This is a genomic window from Microbacterium sp. CFBP 8801, assembly GCF_014839455.1.
In the GTDB taxonomy this organism is placed as follows: domain Bacteria; phylum Actinomycetota; class Actinomycetes; order Actinomycetales; family Microbacteriaceae; genus Microbacterium.
In genome coordinates this window covers 376,728-395,293 of sequence record NZ_JACYNU010000001.1, presented here as the reverse complement: position 1 = coordinate 395,293, position 18,566 = coordinate 376,728, and the positions used below count along the sequence as shown (strand labels likewise).

The window sequence follows — 18,566 nt, the reverse complement described above, 5'->3', positions numbered from 1 at the left end:
CTCAGCCACCGCTGTGGTCCAGTTCGGCGTCGGCGAGGGCGCGGCCGGCGGCGTCGCCGATCTCGCGCGAGTCGAGCCATCCGTCGGGCAGGGCCGGGCGCTTGGGCGTGCCCGCCCGCCCGCGCTGACCCTCGGCCGGGGCGCCGGGGTACGGCGCGTCGAGCTCCATCGTCGCCAGCAGCTCGTCGATCTCGTCGAGGGTCGAGGCCGTCGCGAGGCTGGCTCGCAGCTCGCCGCCGACGGGGTAGCCCTTGAAGTACCAGGCGACGTGCTTGCGGATGTCACGGCATCCGCGCCCCTCGTCGTCGAAGAACTCCACGAGCAGCTCGGCGTGACGGCGGAAGGCGCGCGCGACGAACCCGAGGGTCGCGTCGACGGGGGCGCCGTGGGCGGCGTCGGGGCCGCCGAGGGCCCGCGCGAGATCGCCGAACAACCAGGGACGCCCGAGGCAGCCGCGGCCGACGACGACACCGTCGCACCCGGTCTCGGCCATCATGCGCACCGCGTCCTCGGCCGACCAGATGTCGCCGTTGCCCAAGACGGGAACGCCGGTCACGGTCTCTTTGAGCGTGGTGATCGCGTTCCAGTCGGCGTGACCCGAGTAGAACTCCGATGCCGTGCGGGCGTGCAGGGCGATGGATGCCACTCCCGCGCCCTCGGCGATGCGTCCGGCCTCGAGGTAGGTGAGGTGGTCGGGGTCGATGCCCTTGCGCATCTTGATCGTGAGCGGCTTGTCACCGGCGGCGCGCACGGCGCGCTCGACGATCTCACGGAACAGCGAGAGCTTCCACGGCAGGGCCGCTCCTCCGCCGCGCCGGGTGACCTTGGGGACCGGGCAGCCGAAGTTGAGGTCGATGTGGTCGGCGTGGTCCTCGTCGACGATCATCTGCACCGCCGCTTCGACCGTCGCGGGATCCACGCCGTAGAGCTGGATCGAGCGGGGGGTCTCGGACTCGTGGTGGCGGATGAGGCGCAGGGTGGTCTCGTTGCGCTCCACCAGGGCACGCGTCGTGATCATCTCGCTGACATACAGGCCGGCGCCGTACTCGCGGCACAGTCGACGGAACGCGGTGTTCGTGATGCCGGCCATGGGGGCGAGCACGACGGGGGCGTCGAGTTCGATGTTGCCGATGCGGAGCGTCCGCGCCGGAGCCAATGCCGTATTCACTCGTTCATTCTCCCAGACCTCACGAGACAGCGGTGCCCGGTCCGGTCAGACGCCGGGACGGGCACCGCTGTGGAGAAGCTTCACGCGTCGGCGGTCTCCGACGCCTCGCGACGCTCGCCCCAGACCTGGCGGGCGATCTGCGTGAACGCCTCGACCGGCTGCGCACCGCTCACGCCGTACTTGCCGTCGATGACGAAGAACGGCACGCCGGTGATCCCGAACTGCTGCGCCTGCTCCTGGTCGGCGCGCACGGCCGCGCGGTAACGCTGCGAGGCCAGGGCCTCGCGTGCCGCGTCGGCGTCGAGGCCCGCCTCCACCGCGAGGTCGACGAGGTCGTCGTCGCGGCCGACGTGGCGACCCTCGAGGAAGTACGCCGACATGAGCAGTTCGGCGAGCTCGAGCTGACGCCCGTTCTCTTTCGCGAAGTGCAGGAGCTCGTGCGCCTTCACCGTGTTGGTGTGCTTGAGGATGTCGAAGCGGTAGGTCAGCCCCGCGTCGGCGGCGACGCCGGTGACGCGGTCGAGCATCTCGCGCGCGGACTCGGGCGAGATGCCCTTGTGCTGCGAGAGGTAGTCGACCTCGCCGCCGTCGAAGTCTTCGGGGGTGTCGGGCGAGAGCTCGAACGAGTGGTATTCGATCTCGACGACGGGGGCGTCGTCATCGGCGGCGGTCGCGGCCAACCCGTTCTCGAGGTTGCGCTTGCCGATGTAGCACCAGGGGCAGGCGATGTCGCTCCACACGTCGATCTTGATGGCATCCGTCATATCGCGTGCAACCTCTCGAGCTTGTGATCTATTCCGTTGGCGGCATCTTCGCCGGAATCAGGCGGTGGGGGTGTCGATCGCGCCGCCGAAGCGACGGTCGCGCGACAGGTAGAGCCCGATCGCGTCCCACAGGTGCGTACGTCGGAAGTCGGGCCACAACGTGTCGAGGAAGACCATCTCGGCGTACGCCGACTCCCACAGCAAGAAGTTCGACGTGCGCTGCTCGCCGCTCGATCGCACGAACAGATCCACGTCGGGCATGTCGGGCTGGTAGAGGTTCTTGCGGATCAGCTTCTCGGTCACCGCCGAGGGCTTGAGCCGGCCTGCGGCGATGTCGTCGCCGATGCGCCGCATGGCATCCACGATCTCGACGCGCCCGCCGTAGTTCACGCACATGGTGAGCGTCAGCGTGGAGTTGCCCTCGGTGAGGCGTTCGGCGTGCTGCAGCTCCTTGATGACCGAGCCCCACAGGCGCGGCTTGCGGCCCGACCAGCGGATGCGCACCCCCCACTCGTTGAGCTGATCGCGACGGCGGTGCAGCACCTCGCGGTTGAAGCCCATGAGAAAGCGCACCTCGTCCGGAGAGCGCGACCAGTTCTCGGTCGAGAAGGCGTACACCGACAGGTGCTTCACCCCGGCCTGGATCGCGCCGGCGACGACGTCGAGCAGCGCCGCTTCGCCCGCCCGGTGGCCCTCGACGCGGGTGAGACCCTGCCGGTTCGCCCAGCGTCCGTTGCCGTCCATGACGATGGCGACGTGCTCCGGCACCGCGCCCTTCGGGTAGGCCGGCGGATATTGCTCCGTCCAGTCGAGGGGACGGTAGGGCACGGCGTCGCGGTGGGTGAAGGGCTTCGGGGTCACGGATGCGCCTCCAGGTGCGAGAGCGAACGGATGCCCCGTTCGAGATGGAACTGGGCGTAGGCGGCGACGAGCCCCGACGCGGCGGCGGTGGTGCGCCCGGCGGCGGCGTCGACGGCATCCCACTCCCCCGCCATGAGCGAGCGCAGCAGATCGACTGTGTCGCGCGCGACCCGAGGAGAGCCGGCCGGCGCGCACGTCGAACAGATGACGCCGCCGAGCTGGGGAAGGAAGTAGTCGTGCTCGCCGACGGTGCCGCAGCGCGCGCACTCACCGAGTCCGGGTGCCCAGCCCGACAGCGCCATGGCCCGCAGCAGGTACGAATCCAGCACGCTCCGTGCGGCGTGGTCGCTGCGGGCGAGCGAGCGCAGCCCACCCACGAGCAGCAGGTACTGCTGCGGGGTCGCCTCGGCCTCGTTCAACCGATCGGCGGTCTCGACCATCGCACTGGCGGTGGTGTAGCTGTCGTAGTCGGCGACGATGTCGGCACCGTACGAGCCGAGCGACTCGGCCTGCTGCACGATGTCGAGATTGCGGCCGGTCGCCAACTGCACGTCGGCCACCATGAAGGGCTCGAGGCGCGAGCCGAACCGCGACGAGGTGCGCCGCACGCCCTTCGCCACCGCGCGGATCTTGCCGTTGCGGCGGCTGAGCAGGGTGAGGATGCGATCCGCCTCCCCCAACTTCTGGGTACGCAGGACCACGACTTCATCGCGGTAGGTGGGCACAGTCCATTATCGTTCGGCGATCCCGTGAGAGGCCTGCGCGGCGCGCGCGCGGCCGGGTCTGCGGCGCGGAATGGTGCGTCTGTCGGACCGCCACGCGTTTCGGTGGCGCACACGCCTCGATAGGCGTCACCAGCCCCACCGGTCAGACAGATGGACCGCGTCCCCGGCGGCGAGACCGGCCGAACGGGAAAGCCCATCCGCAGCGCGGAGTGGTCCGTCTGTCGGACCGCACCGCGTTTCGGTGGCGCACACGCCCCGGTAGGCGTCACCAGCCCCACCGGTCCGACAGATGAACCACCCCCGCGGGCGGCGAGACCGGCCCGCCCCGCGTTGCGGTGGCGCACACGCCCCCGTAGGCGTCACCAGCCCCACCGGTCCGATAGATGAACCACCCCCGCGGGCGGCAAGACCGAAGGGGGGAGAATGGATGCCGTGAACTCGGTCTTCGTCATCCCCCTGTGGGCGGATCTCACCGCCGTCGCCCTGGGCGGCGTGCAGGGTGCGCTGTTCGCGTCGGGCTTCCAGGGGCAGCGGCGCCTCGATCTGCTCGGCGTCGCGATCATCGGCATCCTGCTGGGGATGGGCGGCGGTCTGATCCGCGACCTGCTGCTGGGGCTGACGCCCGCGACCCTGCAGAGCAATTGGTATCTCATCACCGCGACGTTGGCGTCGATCGTCGGCATGCTGCTGTCGGGGATCTTCCAACGTCTCAATCGCGCGATCGTCATGCTCGACGCGGTCGTGATCGGTCTGTTCGGTGCCTTCGGCACGTCGAAGGCGCTCGCCCTGGGCATGCCCGCCGTGCCCGCGATCTTCGTCGGCGTGGTCGCCGCCGCGGGCGGCAGCGTGCTGCGCGACGTGCTGATGGGCCTGCCGGTGGCGATCATGCACGTGGGCTCGCTCTACGCCGTCGCCGCGGGTGGCGGATGCGCGGTGCTCGCCATTACGGCCGCCTTCGGCGTGCCCCTGCCCCTCGCCGCGGTGATCGGCGTCGTCGTGACGACCGTGATCCGCGTGCTTGCGGTGCTGTTCGACCTCTCGTTCCCGGAGCAGCGCAAGCTCTACCGCCGCAAGGTCGCGGTCGAGACCACCGGCATCCCGATCATCCGCACCGACGACCCCGCCTGAACCGCGCGCAAGCCCATCCAGGTTTGTCGCTTGGCGCCGCCCCGAAGCAACGAATCCTGGCGACTCACGCGGCGACGACGACCTCGTCGCCCTCGCGGATCGTTCCGCCGCCGGCCACGGGGAGGAGCAAAATGCCGAGGGTCGGCTCGTCCTGAGTGAACTCGGTCGTGAGCACGCGCAGCAGTCGCGCGTCGCGCACTCCGGTGTCGGGGTTGGCGGTGATCGCGGCGCAGCGCTCGATCGGCTTCTGCACCTCGAACTCCACCTCGCCGATGCGTACGCGACCACGCCACTCGAGTTCGGTCCACGCGGCGGTGCCCCCGACCACGATGTTCGAACGGAATCGCCGATCGTCGACGGGCGCCGGCACCGTGGCATCCAGGGCCTCGACGGACGCGGCGCCGTGCAGCGACACGAAGCCGCGCGGGCGATCCTGGAACCGCGCGGTGCGGCCGTCGCCCAGCAGTCCGAGGGGAAGGATGCCGTCGGCGGCGAGCAGCTTCGCGTCGCTCGTCGTACGCAGATACGCCGTCACGGCGTCGGCGAGACGCGCGCGACCCGCGGGGCTGAGGTCGGCCTCGACGTCGATGTCGTCGACCTGGAGTCGCAATGTCTGCCTCTCGTCGTCGTAAGCGAGATCGACGCGCGCCAGCGTGGGGAAGGTCATCAGCGCCAGGCCGCGGCTCTTCGGGAACGTCGCGTCCTCGGGCTCGAGCGCGTCGGCGAAGCGGAACACGAGGGCACGGTCGCCCTGCACCCGCCCGTCGTCCTGGATGACGAGGTGGTCGCACCGTTCAGGGGTGAAGCCCTTCACGGGATATCGGTACAGAGCGGAGACGATGGGCACGGATTCATCCTCGCACCCATCGCTCCGCTCCCCCGCGCGGGTCAGGCCCGGGCGAGCACCTCGCCGTGCGGCAGCAGGATCCACCCGTCGGGGTGCGCGGCCCATTCGCGCCAGCCGTCGGAGATGCGCTGCAGCGCGGCGTCGTCGGCGAGTCCGAGTCTCTTCGCGTGCCCCGCGAACGCCGACGCGACGACGCGGTCAGCCCACATACCGCCCCACCAGGCCCGCTTCTCGGGCGTGTCGAAGACCCACACGCTCGCACTCGCCTCGATGCGGGCGAACCCCGCCTCGCGCGCCCACGCCTTGAGCCGCCGGCCCGCGTCGGGCTCGCCCGACACCCCGCGGTGCACCCCGTGGTAGATCTCGAGCCACTCGTCGAGGGCGGGGATCCGTGGATGCCAGATCACCCCGCCGTAGTCGACGTCACGCACCGCGACCAGGCCCTCGGGCCCCGCCACGCGGCGGAACTCGCGCAGGGCGTCGACGGGCCGGGCCAGGTGCTGAAGGACCTGATGCGCATGCACGATGTCGAATGACCCATCGGGGGCATCGAGGTCGTACGCGTCATCGGTGCGGAACTTGACGTTCGTGCGCTCCCCCGCGGTGGCGCGGGCGACCTCGACGACGTCGGGTGCGGCATCCACCCCCACGACCCGCCCCGGGAAGACCCGGTCGGCGAGGCCGACGGTGATGGTGCCGGGGCCGGCGCCCACATCGAGGATGCGGGCGCCGGCGAACAGCGAAGACACCAGGTACGCCGCCGAGTCGGCGACGGTGCGTGCGGCGTGGGAACGCAGCACGCTCTCGTGGTGTCCGTGGGCGTAGGCCACGGCCGTGGTCTTCGGCGTCGAGGTCAGACGCCGGCGAGGGCGTCGGCCGACTGACGGGTGCGGATCGCGCGGTTCACGCCCGAGACGATCGCCTTCAGCGACGCCGTCGAGATGTCACCGTCGATGCCGACGCCCCACAGGCGCTGGTCATCGACCTGCAGTTCGACGTACGCCGCGGCCTGGGCGTCGCCGCCCGAGCTCAGGGCGTGCTCGACGTAGTCGTAGAGCGTGACGTCGAAGCCCTGCGCGCGCACGATCTCGAGGAACGCGGCCACGGGGCCGTTTCCGACGGCCGAGGCGGGGTGGGTCTCGTCGCCGTCGCGCAGGGCGACATCGAGGTGCACGTCGCCCGACATGTCACTCGACGAGCGCGTCGACAGCAGCTCGAAACGACCCCAGCGCTGGTCCTGGTCTTCGGCGGGCAGGTACTCGTCGGTGAAGATGTCCCAGATCTGGGCACTCGACACCTCGCCGCCCTCGGCATCGGTGCGGGTCTGCACGACGCCCGAGAATTCGATCTGCAGCTTGCGGGGCAGGTCGATCGCGTGGTCGGCCTTCAGCAGGTAGGCGACGCCGCCCTTGCCCGACTGGGAGTTGACGCGGATGACCGCCTCGTACGAGCGGCCCAGGTCTTTCGGGTCGATCGGCAGGTACGGAACCGCCCACTCGATGTCGTCGATGCTCTTGCCCTCGGATGCCGCACGGGCCTCCATCGCCTCGAAGCCCTTCTTGATGGCATCCTGATGCGAACCGCTGAAGGCGGTGAAGACCAGGTCGCCGGCCCAGGGGCTGCGCTCGGGCACCGGCAGCTGGTTGCAGTACTCGACCGTGCGCTTGACCTGGTCGATGTCGCTGAAGTCGATCTGCGGGTCGATGCCCTGTGTCAGCAGGTTGACGCCCAGGGCGACGAGGTCGACGTTTCCGGTGCGCTCCCCGTTGCCGAACAGGCAGCCCTCGATGCGGTCGGCGCCGGCCATGTACCCGAGCTCCGCCGCCGCGACGGCCGTGCCGCGGTCGTTGTGCGGGTGCAGCGACAGGATGACGTTCTCGCGGTGATTCAGGTGACGCGACATCCACTCGATCGAGTCGGCGTAGACGTTCGGGGTGGCCATCTCGACCGTGGCGGGCAGGTTCAGGATGACCTTGCGCTCGGGCGTCGGCTGGAAGACCTCCAGCACCTCATTGCAGATGCGCAGGGCGAACTCGAGCTCGGTACCGGTGTAGCTCTCGGGCGAGTACTCGTAGTAGACCTCGGTCTGGGGAATGGTCGCCTCGTACTGCTTGCACAGACGGGCGCCCTCGAGCGCGATGTCGACGATCCCCTGCTGGTCGGTGCGGAACACGACCTCGCGCTGCAGCACGCTCGTGGAGTTGTACAGGTGCACGATGGCCTGCTTCGCACCGGCGATCGACTCGTACGTGCGGGCGATCAGGTGTTCACGCGCCTGGGTCAGCACCTGGATGGTGACGTCGTCGGGGATCAGGTTCTCTTCGATCAGCTGGCGCACGAAGTCGAAATCGGTCTGGCTGGCGCTGGGGAAGCCGACCTCGATCTCCTTGTAGCCCATCTTCACGAGCAGGTCGAACATCACGCGCTTGCGCTCGGGGCTCATCGGATCGATGAGGGCCTGGTTTCCGTCGCGCAGATCGACGGCGCACCAGCGGGGGGCGACTTCGATGCGCTTCGACGGCCACGTGCGATCGGGCATGTCGACCCGGATCTGCTCGTGGAACGGACGGTACTTGTGCACCGGAGCGGACGTGGGCTTCTGGGTGTTCTTCATGATGTGTCGCTTCTTTAGATTCGTTCGGTGGGGCCGACAACGATCTCCGCGACGAGGAAGGCCCTTAGAACGAGGACTCGTCGCGGCAACTAAGAAGAAGAAGGCCACCGAAGCGCATGAAGCGATCGTAGCAGTCCCACGCGAAGGCCCCGCGTCGCTGGCGTCTGTACCCCAGCCGCGCCGCCGCTACGCCAGCAACGCCACCTTGCCGCCCGGGTGGCCGGTCATGACGAAGCCCACGGCGTCGATCGCATCGGCGAGCGGGTAGGTGCGCGCGACCGGCACCTCGAGAGCCCCCGATGCCGCGAGCTCCAGAACGCGGGCGCGGGCGATGTCGCGGAACCGGGCGCTCTCGGGCCGCGAACCTGCGATCCACAGGAACCCGTCGGCCTCGGCGCGGTCGGGGCGAACGATCGTGACGATGCGGTCGCGCTCCGACACCGACGCGAGCGAGACGTCGATCGCCTCGTCGGTGCCCGCGGTATCCCACGCGGCGACGACGGGAGCTCCCTCGGCGGCGGTCGCGACGCGCTCGGCGAGGCCGTCGCCGTAGGCCACCGGGATACCGCCGTAGTGGCGGACGCGTGCCGCCGACTCGTCGGCATCCGGTCCCACCGTGCCGATGACGCGCACACCGAGCTCGCGCGCCTGCTGCAGCAGGCTCACGCCGACGGCGCCCGAAGCGGCGTGGAGCAGCACCGTGTCACCCGCGGTCACCCGCGTGACCTGGATCATCTCGGCCGCCGTCGTTCCCGCCAGGAGCAGGTTGGCCGCCTCGGCGTGCGAGAGCCGGGCGGGCTTGGCGAAGACGTCGCGGGCGGGCACCGTGATCTCGGTCGCGTACGCGCCCTGCACGCGGAACGCCACGACCTCGTCGCCGACATGCAGCGCGCCGGAGCCGCCGACGGCGTCGGGACCGACGGCCGTCACCTCGCCGGAGAGCTCGTAGCCGATCGCGACGGGGAACTCGGCCCCCGGGCGCGCCTGGGCGACGTGCTTGGCATCGGCGGGGTTGATGCCCGCGGCGTGCACGCGGACGATGACCTCACCGGCGCCGGGCGGAGCCACCTCGACCTCGTCGAGAACCCACGTCTCGATCGGTCCTGCGGCCGGAGCCGTCCACCTCATCGCCATGGCTGCACCTTTCGTCGTGTCGTTCGTCTCATGTGCGCCCGCACACGCGGCACGGGTGCGGCGCGGCCGGGTGTCAGAAGCCCAAGCGCCCGAGCTGCTTCGGGTCGCGCTGCCATTCCTTGGCCACGCGGACGTGCAGCGAGAGATACACCCTGCTGCCCACGAGGGGCTCGATGCCCGCGCGCGCACGCGCACCGACGTCGGCCAGGCGAGAGCCCTTGTGGCCGATGATGATGGCCTTCTGACTGTCGCGCTCGACGACGATGTTGGCCCACACGTCGGTGAGGTCGCTGTTCTCGCGCGCGGCGACGTCATCGACCGTGACCGCGATGGAGTGCGGGAGTTCGTCGCGCACGCCGTGCAGCGCCGCTTCGCGGATGATCTCGGCGATGCGATCTTCGAGCGTCTCGTCGGTGACGATGTCGGCGTCGTACAGCGCGGGCCCCTGGGGCATGAGCGCGAGGAGCTCGTCGCTGAGCACGTCGAGCTGGTCGTGGGTGATGGCCGAGAGCGGGATGACCGCGGCCCAGTCCTCGCGCAGCGCGTCGACCTCGACGAGGCGCTGCGTGATCTGATCGCGCGAGGCGGCGTCGGTCTTGGTGACCAGAGCAACCTTCTTGGCGCGGGGGTACCCCGACAGCGACTCGGCGATACGACGGTCGCCCGGGCCGACCTTCTCGGTCGCCGGAACGCAGAAGGCGATGACGTCGACGTCGCCCAGCACCTGTTCGACCAGGTCGTTCAGACGTTGTCCGAGCAGGGTGCGCGGGCGGTGGATGCCGGGGGTGTCGACGAGCACGAGCTGACCGCCGGGGCGGTTGACGATGCCGCGGATGGCGCGGCGCGTGGTCTGCGGCTTCTCGCTCGTGATCGCGACCTTCTCGCCCACGAGGGCGTTGGTCAGGGTGGACTTGCCGACGTTCGGCCTGCCCACGAAGGTCACGAAACCGGATCGGGTGTCGGTCATCTGTCGTTCCTCTCACGCGCGGGGCCATCGGCCTCGGCGTTGTCGTCGTTCGGAGTCTCGGCGCGCTCCACGATCACCGTGGCGATGCCGCGATTGCGGCCGCGCGATGCCCCGCCGGTCATGACGAGACCGGAGTGTTCCGCCGTCGCCCCCGGTTGGGGAATGCGGCCGAGGGCCTTGCCCAGCAGTCCGCCGATCGAATCCACGTCTTCGTCGTCGAGCTCGAGACCGAAGAGGTCGCCGACCTCGTCGAGGCCAAGACGCGCGTTCACGCGGTACCGGTTGTCGTCGAGCTCGACGACCTCACTGGTGGGCGCGTCGTACTCGTCGGCGATCTCGCCCACGAGCTCCTCGATCAGGTCTTCGAGGGTCACCAGGCCGGCGACGCCGCCGTACTCGTCGACGACGAGGCACACGTGCACGGCGTCTTTCTTCATCTGCTGCAGCAGGGTCTCGGCCTTCATCGACTCGGGCACGAACACCGCCGGGCGGGCGATGCGGCGGATCGGTGCGTCGCGCCACCCCGCCTCGTCGCGGAAGCCGAACTGCACGAGGTCTTTGAGGTACAGCATCCCCACGACGTCGTCGGCCTCGTCGTCGGCGAGGGGAACGCGCGAGACGCCCTTCTCGAGGAAGAGAGCGAGGGCCTCACGCGAGGTGGCGCCGGCCCCGACGGTCACCATGTCGGTGCGCGGGACCATGACCTCGCGGACGTAGCGGTCGGTGAAGTCGAACACCGAGTGGATGAGCTCACGGTCGTCCTGCTCGATGAGCTCGTTCTCGGCCGCCTCGTCGATGATGCTGAGCAGCTGTTCCTCTGACGCGAACGACGTCGAGTGCGGCACTCCGGGGGTGACGCGGTTGCCGACGGCGACGAGGCCGTGCGCGAGGGGCCCGAGCAGAATGCGCATGCCCCGGATGACGGGTGCCCCGCCGCGCAGCAGACCACGGGCGTGCTGGCGGCCAACCGAGCGGGGACTCGCACCGACGGCGACGAACGAGATGCCCGTCATGAGCACGGCGGCGGCCGCGACGGCCAGCCAGATGTCGTCGAAGAGCAGCATGAACGCCGCGGTCACGAGCACCGCGGCGGTGGTCTCGGCGAGCACGCGGATGAACACGACCGCCGTCACGTGCGCACTGGTGTCGTCGGCGATGCGACGCAGCGACGTGGCGTTGCGCCCCGAGGCGCCCAGCTCGAGCAGGTCGGTGCGCGAGGTGACCCCGAGCGCGGCCTCGGACGCCGCCATCAGCCCGCCGAAGGCGACGAGCAGCACGGCGGCGACGAGCAGGAGCGCTTCGGTCATGCGCGGCGCTGGCGCTCGACGGCCTGGAAGCCGGCGATGAGCTCGCGCTGAAGACCGAACATCTCGCGCTCCTCGTCGGGCTCGGCGTGATCGAAGCCGAGGAGGTGCAGCAGTCCGTGGGTGGTGAGCAGGATCAGTTCGTCTTGCGTGGAGTGCTTCGCCGCGACCGCCTGGGTCTCGGCGACGGCGGGGCACAGCACGATGTCGCCGAGCAGACCCGCCGGGGTGGGCGCATCTTCCGACCCGGGTCGCAGTTCGTCCATCGGGAAGCTGAGCACGTCGGTCGGGCCGGGTTCGTCCATCCACTGCACGTGCAGGGACTCCATGGCGCCCTCGTCGACGAGCACGATGGCCACGTCGGCGTCGCCGCTGACGTGCAGCTCGCCGAGGTTGTACTCCATCAGGCGCAGCAGCACCTGCTCGTCGATCTGGTGGTCGGATTCGTTGTTGATCTCGATCGTCATGAGCGGTTTCGTCTCGGGAGGTGATCGCGGGGACCGGCGGCACTCGAGCCGCGTCGCTCCGCACGGGTGGCGAACTCGGAGGCCTCGTCGCGCTCACGGCGGGCGACGAGACGCTTCTCGTCGTACTCGCTGTACGCGTCGACGATGCGACCGACGAGGTTGTGACGCACCACGTCTTCGCTGGTCAGGCGCGAGAAGTGGATGTCGTCGATGTCGTCGAGCACGCGGGTGACGAGACGCAGACCCGACGCGCCCTGGGGCAGGTCGACCTGGGTGATGTCGCCGGTGACGACCATGCGCGTGCCGAAGCCGAGGCGCGTGAGGAACATCTTCATCTGCTCGGGCGTGGTGTTCTGCGCCTCGTCGAGCACAACGAACGAGTCGTTCAGCGTGCGTCCGCGCATGTACGCGAGAGGTGCGACCTCGATCGTGCCAGTCGCCATGAGCTTCGGCACGATGTCGGGGTCCATCATCTCGTTGAGCGCGTCGTACAGCGGGCGCAGGTACGGATCGATCTTGTCGGTGAGCGTGCCGGGCAGGAAGCCCAGACGCTCGCCGGCTTCGACGGCGGGGCGGGTGAGGATAATGCGGGCGACCTCTTTGCGCTGCAGCGCCTGCACGGCCTTGGCCATGGCGAGGTAGGTCTTGCCGGTACCGGCGGGGCCGATGCCGAACACGATGGTGTTCTCGTCGATCGCGTCGACGTAGGCCTTCTGCCCGGCGGTCTTGGGGCGGATGACCTTGCCGCGCGACGACAGGATCGCTTCGCCCATGACCTCGGACGGACGGGGACCGCCGTCGGAGAGCATGCGGTTCGAGCTCTTCACGTCGGAGGGGTCGAGGCCATGACCCGAGCGGGTCATCGCGAGCAGCTCGTCGACGAGGCCCCGCGCCGCGGCGACGGCGGAAGCGGTGCCCGACAGCGTGATCTCGTTGCCGCGGACGTGCACGTCGACCTCGGGGTGCTCTATCTCGACGACGCGCAGCAGGCGATCCTGCGGTCCGAGGAGCTGCACCATGGCCACGCCGTCGACCTCGATGCGGTCGACGACGGATTCTTCGGCGGAGTCAGACACCCACGCTCTTTTCGTTCAGGCCACCCGCGAGGACGTGGGCGTGCACATGGAAGACGGTTTGGCCGGCGCCCTCGCCGGTGTTGAAGATCAGCCGGAAGTCGCCGTCGGCATGCTCGGCGGCGACGCTGTTCGCGAGCCCCACGACCTCGGTGAGCAGGTCGGGGTCGCCCGCCGCCAGCTCGACGACGTTGCGGTACTGCTGCGTCTTGGGGATGACGAGCAGGTGCACCGGCGCTTGCGGGGCGATGTCGCGGATCGCGAAGGCGTTCTCGGTCTCGGCGACGATCTCGGCGGGGATCTCGCCCTGCAGGATGCGCGTGAAGATCGACGGTTCGCTCATGGCATCCAGTCTAGTGACGGGCTCCGACACGCAGGTCGGGGGGTGCGGGCTCGACGGGCGAGGTGGTGCGTCGAGCCGCGCGACTTGTGGACGGGGCGTGAACCGTGCACCGGGGCGGTTGTTGTGCGCCCCGGTGCACATTCCGCGCCCCGGACGGGCGGGGCGGGACGTTTCGCGCCCCGGACGGGAGGATCGGAACGCGGCGGGAGGTCACCAGCGCCCGTGCGCCGCCGAGAGCACCGAGATCGCCGCCGCCCCCGCGGTCGAGGTGCGCAGCACCGTGTCGCCCAGGCGCACGAGCCGCGCACCGGCGCCTTCGAGCGCGGAGAGCTCCTCGGGGGCGATCCCGCCCTCGGGCCCGACCACCAGCACCACGTCGCGACCGTCCGAGGCTTCGACGGCGACCGCGGTGAGGCGATCGGATGCCGAGGGCTCGAGCACCAGCACCAGGTCGGTGCCGGCGCGGCGCACGAGGTCGGCCGTGCGGGCGACGCCCTCGACGTCGGGGATCCACGCGCGGTGCGCCTGCTTCGCGGCCTCGCGCACGATGGTGCGCCAGCGGGCCAGACCCTTGTCGGCCTTGGCATCCCAGCGCGAGACGCTCCGCGCCGCCTGCCAGGGAACGATCGCGTCGACGCCGAGTTCGGTCGCCGCCTGCACCGCGAGCTCGTCACGGTCGCCCTTGGCGAGCGCCTGCACGAGCACGAAGCGCGGCGACGGGGCCGGATGCTGCTCACGGCCCGTCACCCGCACGTCGACCTGCTTGGGCGTCGCGGCCGTAACGAAACCTTCCAGCCATGCCCCGCGCCCGTCGCCCAGGGTGACCGCCTCGTCGACGCGCACGCGGCGGACGGCCGCGGCGTGGTGCGCCTCTGCTCCGGTGAGCGTGACGGCATCCCCTGGCTGAGCGGATGCCGCCTCGTCGGTGACGAAGTGCAGCGCCACGGTCAGTGCCGGAAGCGGTCGCGGAACTTCGAGAACATGCCCTGCTGGTGCTCGGCCAGGCGCGGCTGGGGGGCCTTCGTGCGCTTGGCGAACTCCTCGATGAGGGCGCGTTCCTTGTGGTCGAGGCGCGTGGGCGTCACGACGTGCACGCCGACCTTCAGGTCGCCGCGCTGGCTTCCGCGCAGCGGCGTGATGCCGCGGCCCTTGATGGTGAGCACGTCGCCCGACTGCACGCCCGGGCGCACCTCGAGCTCGACGGCTCCATCGAGGGCGTCGATCGTCGTGGTGGTGCCGAGGATGGCATCCGGCATCGACACCTCAAGGGTGGCGAGCAGGTCGTCGCCCTCGCGGCTGAAAGCCTCGTGCGCGTCGACGGTGATCTCGAGGTACAGGTCGCCGTTGGGGCCGCCGGCGGGGCCGACCTCACCCGAACCGGGAAGCTGCAGGCGCAGGCCCGACTCGACGCCGGCGGGGATGTCGACCGACACGGTACGGCGGGCGCGTACGCGCCCTTGCCCCTGGCAGGTGCCGCAGGGGTAGGGGATGGTCGTGCCGTGTCCGTGGCACACGTTGCAGGGCTGGCTGGTGACGACGTTGCCGAGCAGGCTGCGCACCGTGCGCTGCACGTGACCGGAGCCGTGGCAGATGTCGCAGGTGACTTCGCTCGTGCCGGGCTGCGTGCAGGCTCCCTGGCAGGTCTCGCACAGGACGGCGGTGTCGACGTCGAGGTCGCGGTGCGTGCCGAAGACGACGTCGCCGAGATCGAGCGTGACGCGCACGAGGGCGTCCTGCCCGCGCTCGCGACGCGAACGCGGACGCGGTCCACGCCCGCCTCCGCCGCCCTGGGCACCGCCGAAGAACGTCTCGAAGATGTCGCTGAAGCCGCCGAAGCCGGCCGCTCCCCCGCCCCCGCCGAAGGGGTTCTGGTCGCCGCCCATGTCGTAGCGGCGACGCTGCTCGGGGTCGCTGAGCACGTCGTACGCGTGCGTGACCAGCTTGAAGCGTTCGGACGCGTCGTCACCGGGGTTCACGTCGGGGTGCAACTGACGAGCGAGACGGCGGTACGCCTTCTTGATCTCGTCGGCGCTGGCGTCTCGTTCGACGCCGAGGACCTCGTAGTGGTCAGCCACAATCGCCTTCCTGTCCGCGGGTGCGGGGTCGTTCTCGGTGGGGTGCTCGTCAGCGCGCGCTGTCGTCGTCTTCGAGCATCCGGGTCAGATAGTGCGCGACGGCGCGAACCGCCGCGAGGTTGGAGGAGTAGTCCATGCGGGTGGGGCCGAGCAGGCCCACGCGGGCACCGCCCGTCGAGCCGTCGTACCGGCTGGCGAGCACCGAGGCCTCGATGAGTCCGAAGGGTTCGTTCTCGCGGCCGATGCTGGCCGACAAGCCCTTCTCGTCGGCGACCATCTCGGTCATGAGCCGCAGCAGGGTCACCTGCTCCTCGATGGCTTCGAGGAGCGGGTAGATGCTGCCGCGGAAGTCGGACTCGCGCTTGGCGAGGGTCGCCGCCCCAGCCATGACGAGGCGATCCTGACGGAACTCCTCGAGCTCCTCGCCGACGACGCGGAACACGGCGTCGGCGACGGCGTCGAGGGCGATGCCGGGGCGGGGTCCGTCGGCGACGACCGCGGAGACCTGCTGAGCGCAGTCGGCGACGGAGCGCCCGACCAGCACCGCGCCCACGCGGGCACGCAGCTGCACGATGTCGGCCTCGACCGGCTCGGCCGGGACGAGCGCGATCCGCTGCGAGACTCGGCCGGTGTCGGTGACCAGGATGACCAGCACACGCGGACCGCCGAGCGCGACGAGCTCCACGTGCGAGAGGTTGGCGCGCGCGAACGACGGGTACTGCACGATGGCGACCTGGCCGGTCAGCTGCGTCAGGGCACGCACCGTGCGGGCGAGCAGGTCGTCGAGATCACCCGCCTCGTCGAGGAACGAGGTGATCGCGCTGCGCTGCGCGCCCGAGAGCGGGCGCAGTTCGGCGAGGTGATCGACGAACACGCGGTAGCCCTTGTCAGTGGGCACGCGGCCCGACGAGGTGTGGGGGGCGACGATGAGGTCTTCGTCTTCGAGCAGCGCCATGTCGTTGCGGATGGTCGCCGCCGACACACCGAACGCGTGCCGGTCGACGATCGCCTTGCTGCCGACGGGTTCACGCGTGTCGACGTAATCCTGCACGATCGCGCGGAGCACTTGGAGGCCGCGTTCCGACACCATGCGCTGCTCCTCCCCGTCTGGCACTCGACTTGACTGAGTGCCAATTCTACGCCGATCGACGGCGTGCCCCGTCGGGGGCTCGCGGATGCCAGATCCTCCGCGCGTGCGTGCGGCCCCGCCGCGGGATGCGACGGCGCGGATCAGACCGTGAGGGCTCGCACCACGGCATCCGCCAGCAGGCGCCCGCGGCGGGTCAGGACGATGCGGCCCCGGATGGCATCCGCCCCCTCGATGAGCCCGTCGGCGATGAGCGACGCCACGGCCTTGCGGCCCTCGCCGTGCAGCTCGCCGACGGCGAGACCCTCGCGAATGCGGCTGCGCAGCAGCACCGACTCGAGTCGTCGGGCGGTCTCGTCGGGGCGCTCGCGCGCGGCGGCCGGCGACTCGTTCGCCGCGAGGCGCTGGGCATAGGCAGCCGGGTGCTTGACGTTCCACCAGCGCAGCCCCGCGACGTGGCTGTGGGCGCCCGGCCCGAACCCCCACCAGTCCGTGCCGCGCCAATAGGCGAGGTTGTGCCGCGAACGGCGGGCGACGCCGCGCGACCAGTTCGACACCTCGTACCAGTCGTACCCGGCGTCGGCGAGCATCTCGTCGGCCAGCTCGTACATGTCGGCCTGCAGGTCGTCGGACGGCTCCGCGACCGCGCCCGAGCGGATCTGGCGGGCGAGCTTCGTGCCGTCTTCGACGATGAGCGCGTAGGCCGAGATGTGATCGGGAGCGAGCGAGACGGCGGCCTCGAGAGACGCCCGCCAGTCGTCGAGCGACTCCCCCGGTGCGCCGTAGATGAGGTCGAGCGACACGTCGAGCCCGGCGCGGCGGGCCGCGGCGACGGCGGTCGAGACGTTCGCGGGGTCGTGGGTGCGGTCGAGGGCGGCGAGCACGTGCGGGCGGGCCGACTGCATGCCGATCGACACGCGCGTGACGCCCGCCGCGGCCAGCGTCTCGACCACGGCGTCGTCGACGGTGTCGGGATTGGCCTCGACGGTGACCTCGGCCCCCTCGGCGATGCCGAACTCCGCGCGCACGGCGTCGAGCATGCGGGCCAGATCGCCGGGAGGCAGAAGCGTCGGCGTACCCCCGCCGAAGAAGACCGTGGATGCCGTGCGGCGGCCACCCGTGGCATCCATCACCCCGCCCGCCAGGCGCACCTCGGCGGCGAGCGTGTCGGCGAAGTCGTCTTGCCGCGCGCCGCGCAGTTCGCTGGCCGTGTAGGTGTTGAAGTCGCAGTAGCCGCAGCGCACGCGGCAGAACGGCACGTGCAGGTAGACCCCGAAGTCGACCGACGGGTCGATGGTCAGGTCGTCGGGCAGACGACCGTCGGTGGGCGCGGGGTCTCCGAGGGGAAGCGGTCCGCCCATCAGGACGTGTACAGCGGCGAGATCGCGCGCAGGTACCGCGTGAACAGCGCCTTGCGGCGACGACGCACGCGGCTGGTGAGGAGCTTGTAGGACGGCGCGGTGGGGCGGTCGAACGCGCGCACGACGAACCAGACCTCGTCGTTGTCGCGCCACTCGAGCGAGAACAACTCTTCGCCGCTCACGATGGAGTGTCCGACCGTGCCGAGGATGAATCCGACGCGGCGCGGCTCCTCGAACACCGAGATGACCCGCAGCTCGGCGTCGGCGCGGTGGCCATCGACCTTGCCGTGCAGGCGCACGCCCGTTCCGGGGCTGACGAACGGGGTGCCGTCGGCGGCGAAGCGCTGCTCGGCCTCGAGGCGGCTGGGGGCGACGGGAGCGCCCTCGGCGTCGAAGCCGACGCCCGCGTAGCCGGCGCCCGACGCGGGACGCACGTCGGTGATGCTCAGCTCTTCGCTGCGCAGCGGCGCCCACGCGAGCAGCAACTCGCCCGCGGCGACGAAGCGCTCTTCGCCGCTGCCGATACGCCACGCATCTTCGGCGGGCACGGAACGCTCGGGCGGATACTGCATGAGGTCGGGGGCCTGAGTGGCGCCCACCGCCGCGTAGTCGACCGTGTCGTCGGTGAAGTTCTGCCGGCGCATGATC

At 70.5% G+C, this 18,566-nt stretch carries 19 protein-coding genes; 1 reads left to right on the top strand and 18 read right to left on the bottom strand.

Going from position 1 to position 18,566, the window contains the following annotated elements; translation table 11 throughout:
- Position 1: 1 nt before the first annotated feature.
- The 4 genes from dusB to recO all read right to left on the bottom strand — a co-directional run bounded on the left by dusB (position 2) and on the right by recO (position 3,518).
- Complete coding sequence (gene dusB / locus IFR11_RS01915; RefSeq protein WP_191915037.1) at positions 2-1,168, bottom strand: tRNA dihydrouridine synthase DusB; 1,167 nt, start codon at positions 1,166-1,168, stop codon at positions 2-4.
- A gap of 80 nt (positions 1,169-1,248) precedes the next feature.
- On the bottom strand, positions 1,249-1,932 hold the full coding sequence (locus IFR11_RS01910) for a DsbA family oxidoreductase (RefSeq protein ID WP_055837060.1): 684 nt from the start codon (positions 1,930-1,932) through the stop codon (positions 1,249-1,251).
- 57 nt (positions 1,933-1,989) lie between these two features.
- The gene (locus IFR11_RS01905) at positions 1,990-2,793 is read right to left on the bottom strand and encodes an isoprenyl transferase (RefSeq protein ID WP_055837057.1); all 804 of its coding nucleotides are present in this window, start codon (positions 2,791-2,793) and stop codon (positions 1,990-1,992) included.
- Positions 2,790-3,518 (bottom strand): DNA repair protein RecO, encoded by a 729-nt coding sequence (recO, locus tag IFR11_RS01900; protein WP_055837054.1) that lies wholly within the window; start codon positions 3,516-3,518, stop codon positions 2,790-2,792. The genes IFR11_RS01905 and recO overlap by 4 nt, the downstream gene beginning before the upstream one ends.
- Positions 3,519-3,941: 423 nt before the next feature.
- Between recO and IFR11_RS01895 the strand changes: the two genes are divergently transcribed.
- A complete protein-coding gene (locus IFR11_RS01895; RefSeq protein ID WP_191915036.1) occupies positions 3,942-4,646 on the top strand; it encodes a trimeric intracellular cation channel family protein in 705 nt (234 codons plus the stop codon).
- 64 nt (positions 4,647-4,710) lie between these two features.
- Here IFR11_RS01895 and IFR11_RS01890 read toward each other — a convergent pair whose 3' ends face one another.
- The 14 genes from IFR11_RS01890 to IFR11_RS01825 all read right to left on the bottom strand — a co-directional run bounded on the left by IFR11_RS01890 (position 4,711) and on the right by IFR11_RS01825 (position 18,562).
- On the bottom strand, positions 4,711-5,493 hold the full coding sequence (locus IFR11_RS01890) for an MOSC domain-containing protein (RefSeq protein ID WP_191915035.1): 783 nt from the start codon (positions 5,491-5,493) through the stop codon (positions 4,711-4,713).
- 41 nt (positions 5,494-5,534) lie between these two features.
- A complete protein-coding gene (locus IFR11_RS01885; protein ID WP_191915034.1) occupies positions 5,535-6,323 on the bottom strand; it encodes a methyltransferase domain-containing protein in 789 nt (262 codons plus the stop codon).
- Between the two features lie 23 nt (positions 6,324-6,346).
- The gene (gene leuA, locus IFR11_RS01880) at positions 6,347-8,107 is read right to left on the bottom strand and encodes a 2-isopropylmalate synthase (protein WP_055837043.1); all 1,761 of its coding nucleotides are present in this window, start codon (positions 8,105-8,107) and stop codon (positions 6,347-6,349) included.
- A gap of 186 nt (positions 8,108-8,293) precedes the next feature.
- Positions 8,294-9,241, bottom strand: coding sequence for a quinone oxidoreductase family protein (locus IFR11_RS01875; RefSeq protein WP_191915033.1), 948 nt, complete (start codon positions 9,239-9,241; stop codon positions 8,294-8,296).
- Positions 9,242-9,314: 73 nt separating this feature from the next.
- Positions 9,315-10,208 carry a GTPase Era gene (gene era / locus IFR11_RS01870; RefSeq protein WP_055837036.1) on the bottom strand — a complete coding sequence of 298 codons (894 nt, stop codon included), beginning with the start codon at positions 10,206-10,208 and terminating at the stop codon, positions 9,315-9,317.
- Positions 10,205-11,515 (bottom strand): hemolysin family protein, encoded by a 1,311-nt coding sequence (locus IFR11_RS01865; RefSeq protein ID WP_191915032.1) that lies wholly within the window; start codon positions 11,513-11,515, stop codon positions 10,205-10,207. The genes era and IFR11_RS01865 overlap by 4 nt, the downstream gene beginning before the upstream one ends.
- Positions 11,512-11,979, bottom strand: a complete 468-nt coding sequence (gene ybeY, locus IFR11_RS01860; protein ID WP_055837030.1) for an rRNA maturation RNase YbeY — start codon at positions 11,977-11,979, stop codon at positions 11,512-11,514. The genes IFR11_RS01865 and ybeY overlap by 4 nt, the downstream gene beginning before the upstream one ends.
- Complete coding sequence (locus IFR11_RS01855; protein WP_197978856.1) at positions 11,976-12,998, bottom strand: PhoH family protein; 1,023 nt, start codon at positions 12,996-12,998, stop codon at positions 11,976-11,978. The genes ybeY and IFR11_RS01855 overlap by 4 nt, the downstream gene beginning before the upstream one ends.
- A gap of 49 nt (positions 12,999-13,047) precedes the next feature.
- On the bottom strand, positions 13,048-13,395 hold the full coding sequence (locus IFR11_RS01850; RefSeq protein ID WP_070407930.1) for an HIT domain-containing protein: 348 nt from the start codon (positions 13,393-13,395) through the stop codon (positions 13,048-13,050).
- Between the two features lie 210 nt (positions 13,396-13,605).
- Entirely contained in the window at positions 13,606-14,340 is a 735-nt protein-coding gene (locus IFR11_RS01845; RefSeq protein ID WP_191915030.1) for a 16S rRNA (uracil(1498)-N(3))-methyltransferase, read from the bottom strand.
- Between the two features lie 2 nt (positions 14,341-14,342).
- Positions 14,343-15,470 carry a molecular chaperone DnaJ gene (dnaJ, locus tag IFR11_RS01840; RefSeq protein WP_055939967.1) on the bottom strand — a complete coding sequence of 376 codons (1,128 nt, stop codon included), beginning with the start codon at positions 15,468-15,470 and terminating at the stop codon, positions 14,343-14,345.
- 49 nt (positions 15,471-15,519) lie between these two features.
- Entirely contained in the window at positions 15,520-16,560 is a 1,041-nt protein-coding gene (gene hrcA, locus IFR11_RS01835) for a heat-inducible transcriptional repressor HrcA (RefSeq protein WP_191915029.1), read from the bottom strand.
- A 140-nt stretch (positions 16,561-16,700) separates the two neighbouring features.
- On the bottom strand, positions 16,701-17,918 hold the full coding sequence (gene hemW / locus IFR11_RS01830) for a radical SAM family heme chaperone HemW (protein ID WP_191915028.1): 1,218 nt from the start codon (positions 17,916-17,918) through the stop codon (positions 16,701-16,703).
- Positions 17,918-18,562, bottom strand: a complete 645-nt coding sequence (locus IFR11_RS01825; RefSeq protein ID WP_055939964.1) for a DUF1990 family protein — start codon at positions 18,560-18,562, stop codon at positions 17,918-17,920. The genes hemW and IFR11_RS01825 overlap by 1 nt, the downstream gene beginning before the upstream one ends.
- Positions 18,563-18,566: the final 4 nt, after the last annotated feature.

What these genes read in the sequence shown, in the direction of transcription:
- IFR11_RS01910 (WP_055837060.1), bottom strand. Translation starts at nt 1,932, where the DNA reads ATGACGGATGCCATCAAGATCGACGTGTGGAGCGACATCGCCTGCCCC.
- IFR11_RS01895 (WP_191915036.1), top strand. Translation starts at nt 3,942, where the DNA reads ATGGATGCCGTGAACTCGGTCTTCGTCATCCCCCTGTGGGCGGATCTC.
- leuA (WP_055837043.1), bottom strand. Translation starts at nt 8,107, where the DNA reads ATGAAGAACACCCAGAAGCCCACGTCCGCTCCGGTGCACAAGTACCGT.
- IFR11_RS01875 (WP_191915033.1), bottom strand. Translation starts at nt 9,241, where the DNA reads ATGGCGATGAGGTGGACGGCTCCGGCCGCAGGACCGATCGAGACGTGG.
- era (WP_055837036.1), bottom strand. Translation starts at nt 10,208, where the DNA reads ATGACCGACACCCGATCCGGTTTCGTGACCTTCGTGGGCAGGCCGAAC.
- IFR11_RS01865 (WP_191915032.1), bottom strand. Translation starts at nt 11,515, where the DNA reads ATGACCGAAGCGCTCCTGCTCGTCGCCGCCGTGCTGCTCGTCGCCTTC.
- ybeY (WP_055837030.1), bottom strand. Translation starts at nt 11,979, where the DNA reads ATGACGATCGAGATCAACAACGAATCCGACCACCAGATCGACGAGCAG.
- IFR11_RS01855 (WP_197978856.1), bottom strand. Translation starts at nt 12,998, where the DNA reads ATGGTGCAGCTCCTCGGACCGCAGGATCGCCTGCTGCGCGTCGTCGAG.
- IFR11_RS01850 (WP_070407930.1), bottom strand. Translation starts at nt 13,395, where the DNA reads ATGAGCGAACCGTCGATCTTCACGCGCATCCTGCAGGGCGAGATCCCC.
- hrcA (WP_191915029.1), bottom strand. Translation starts at nt 16,560, where the DNA reads ATGGTGTCGGAACGCGGCCTCCAAGTGCTCCGCGCGATCGTGCAGGAT.
- hemW (WP_191915028.1), bottom strand. Translation starts at nt 17,918, where the DNA reads ATGGGCGGACCGCTTCCCCTCGGAGACCCCGCGCCCACCGACGGTCGT.
- IFR11_RS01825 (WP_055939964.1), bottom strand. Translation starts at nt 18,562, where the DNA reads ATGCGCCGGCAGAACTTCACCGACGACACGGTCGACTACGCGGCGGTG.